This window comes from Geomonas sp. (assembly GCF_056994735.1).
Window position 1 is genome coordinate 1 of the sequence record NZ_JBXKJL010000455.1, and the last position, 2,902, is coordinate 2,902.

The window sequence follows — 2,902 nt, forward strand, 5'->3', positions numbered from 1 at the left end:
GAGCACCGCCTCCTCCCCGAAGTTGGAGAAGAGGGTCCCCGCGACCACCTGCAGCTTGAGTGCGCCCAGGAAGGCGAAGAACTGCTCCGGCATCTTGGGGAGGAAGGTGAAGAAGATGTCGCCCGGCGCAAGCCCCAGCCCTTGGAGCACGTTGGCGAAGCGCCCGCTGGTGCGGTCCAGTTCCTCGAAGGTGTAATCGCGCGGCTCCAGGTCCGGCCCGAGCCAGCGCATGGCCACCTTGCCGCCGAGGCCGAGGGCGCACTGCCGGCCGGTGCAGATATAGCCGATGTTGTACTGATTATCGGAGATAACCATTGTTCCCCCCTAGCTGGCTGTAAATCGTGCTGACTACGGTCGCCCCTATCGGCAACCCCGTTGTCACTCAAAGGCGCAGAGGGCGCATCTTCATCCGGGCCACCCTCAGGCAGCGGATCGACGCCCCTGCCGCACGATCCTGGCCAACTTGCGGCAGGGGCTGTACAGCTTGTACAGCACCATGGTCCCGTAAAAGTTCTTTCTCCCGTACTGCCTACCGATGATGCCATGCATGATCGGGCTCAGCCGCTCGTGCCTTCTGAACATCTTCCACAAGCCGTAGTAGTGCCGGAACATGAACCAGTGGGCATCCCAGCAGCCGAAACCGACGTAGGGCTTTCGCAGGTAGCTGGCCGAAAGCGCGAACATCTCGGAAAAGTTCACCAGTTGGCTCTCGTTTTTCTGGGTCTGCTGGGCGGAGTGGCGCCGGAAGGAGCAGAGCGGCTCAGCGATGTACGCCAGACGCCCCTTTTCCAGCAGGTGATACCACATTTCCAGATCCACCAGCTGGCGGTAGCTCTCATCGAAGCCGCGCTGCGCCTGGCTCTTTCTGAACATCACCGCCGACGGCTCCCCCACCAGGTTTTCCTGCTCCACAACGCAGCGCCTAACCACCGACGCCCCCTCGAAGGCGCCGGAGTCGAAATGGACCCAGTTGGTGATGGGACGCGAGCACTCGTCTATCAAGATCCGTCCGGAAGCGACCAGGGAGACGGCGGGGTTTCGGTCCAGGATTTCCGCCATACGAGCCAGGGTGTCAGGCGCCAGCACGTCGTCGCCGAAAAGGAACTTGATGTAGCTCCCACTGGCCCTCTCCAGGCAGAGGTTCCAGTTACGGACCATCCCCAGGTTCCCGGGATTGACCTGGAACTTCACCCTCGCGTCACGCCCGGCGTATCGCGCAGCTATTTCCGCGGTGCCGTCCGTGGAGCCGTCATCGATGATCAGGAGCTCGAAATCAGTGAAGCTTTGGACCAGCACGCTCTCAATCGCCTCGACCACGTAGCGGGCGGAATTATAGATCGGCATGCAGACCGTTATCAGAGGTGTGGGTCTTCTTGTCACAGCTCACCTGCTCAAGGAAATCGGTTTGAGGAAGCCCCAGCGGACGGGGTATGGCTGCAGATGCGCAGGTCTCCCTAACGCGGGTGGAGCGCCTCCGGAGGGGTCCGCAGCACTCTCTTGTACATTTTCAGGAAAGGCTTGAAGCTCTTGTAAAAGGGGTACCAGAAGCTGAACCTCAACATGCCGCAGAAATACTCGATGCGATCGCGGGCCCGCTGACGGGCGATCTTTCCTTGCCGATGCATCTTCCAGATCTTGTAGAGATGATCGTACTTCAGGTACGCTCTCATGAAAGGAGAAAGGGTGACATAATCCTTGTCCAGGTACTCCTGCATCAGGTAATAGGCGTCATCGATGTCCGCGCCACTCTCCCTGTTCTTGCTGGTCTGTTGGCGCTGGTGGATCCGGAAGGAGCAAAGCGGGTCGCTCAGGTAGGCGAAGGAACCCTGCTCCAAGAGGTGAAACCACATCTCGAGGTCAACGATCTGGCGGTAGTGCGGGAGGAATCCACGTCCCCCCTGCCCCCTTCTGAACATGACCACGGTCGGCTCCCCGATCGGGTTTGCCTGCAGCTTCAGACAGCGGTTGATAACGTCGGAACCGGGAAAAATACCGTCGCAGAAGTTGGACTCGATCTTGAGAACCTTCGAGTTTTCGTCGATGAAATTGCGGGCCGAGCAGACCAGGGAGACCGAACGGTCGGCGTCGAGGAGGGCGACCATACGCCGGAGGGTTCCAGGGGAGGCCAAGACATCGTCACCGAAGACGAACTTGATGTACTCGCCCTGCGCGAGTTCCAGGCAGTGGTTCCAGTTCTGGACCATGCCCAGGTTTTGGGGATTGACGCTGAAGCGGACCCGGGAATCTTGGGCGGCATAGCGCGCTACTACTTCGGAGGTGTTGTCGCTGGAATTGTCATCGACGATGAGGAGCTCGAAGTCGTCGAAGTCCTGCGCGAGTACCGATTCGATGGTTTCGGCCAGATAGCGCCCGTAGTTGTAGGTGGGGATGCAAACGCTTACCTTGTACTTGGCCAAGTGGCCCCTCCTTGCCTACCCGTCTGCACGGATAGCCCCCCCGCGCGCGTGCTGCGCGGCGGTCCAAAACAAGGATGCAGCGCACCTGTATGGGGTTTGCTGCACCGTCATTGAATCAAAATCTCAAGCCGACCCTGTCAAAGCGACTCGATACTGTCACAGTCCTGGCAGTAACCTGTTCACCTGACCACGACCTAAATGAAAAGACTGAACCAGGGCAGTTAAGATCTGGATTAAGCGGCGGCTATGCCGCGTAGCGGACTATACCACCGTGGCTCTGACAGCGTCAATACATTTGCCTCCCGTCATTACAAGGACTTCCGCGCCGACAGGACTAGAAGTAGCGCAGCCTTCCTGAGACCCATTTCTCCTTCAGCGAATGTCCGAAGCGGACACGCTCGGAGGTGCGCCAGGCGATGCAGCGCACGGTGCTCACCATCCGCTCCGCCTTGCGCCGCCACCAGCAGAGCTTCCACTTCTTGCGG

At 59.6% G+C, this 2,902-nt stretch carries 3 protein-coding genes; all 3 read right to left on the reverse strand.

Annotated features, from left to right (window positions below; translation table 11 throughout):
- Positions 1-315: AMP-binding protein (locus tag AC11W3_RS19490; protein WP_484093598.1), on the reverse strand; the 315-nt coding region annotated here is incomplete at its 3' end.
- Between the two features lie 105 nt (positions 316-420).
- Positions 421-1,380, reverse strand: a complete 960-nt coding sequence (locus tag AC11W3_RS19495) for a glycosyltransferase family 2 protein (protein WP_484091729.1) — start codon at positions 1,378-1,380, stop codon at positions 421-423.
- A gap of 74 nt (positions 1,381-1,454) precedes the next feature.
- Positions 1,455-2,417 (reverse strand): glycosyltransferase family 2 protein, encoded by a 963-nt coding sequence (locus AC11W3_RS19500; protein WP_484091730.1) that lies wholly within the window; start codon positions 2,415-2,417, stop codon positions 1,455-1,457.
- Between the last annotated feature and the right edge of the window lie 485 nt (positions 2,418-2,902).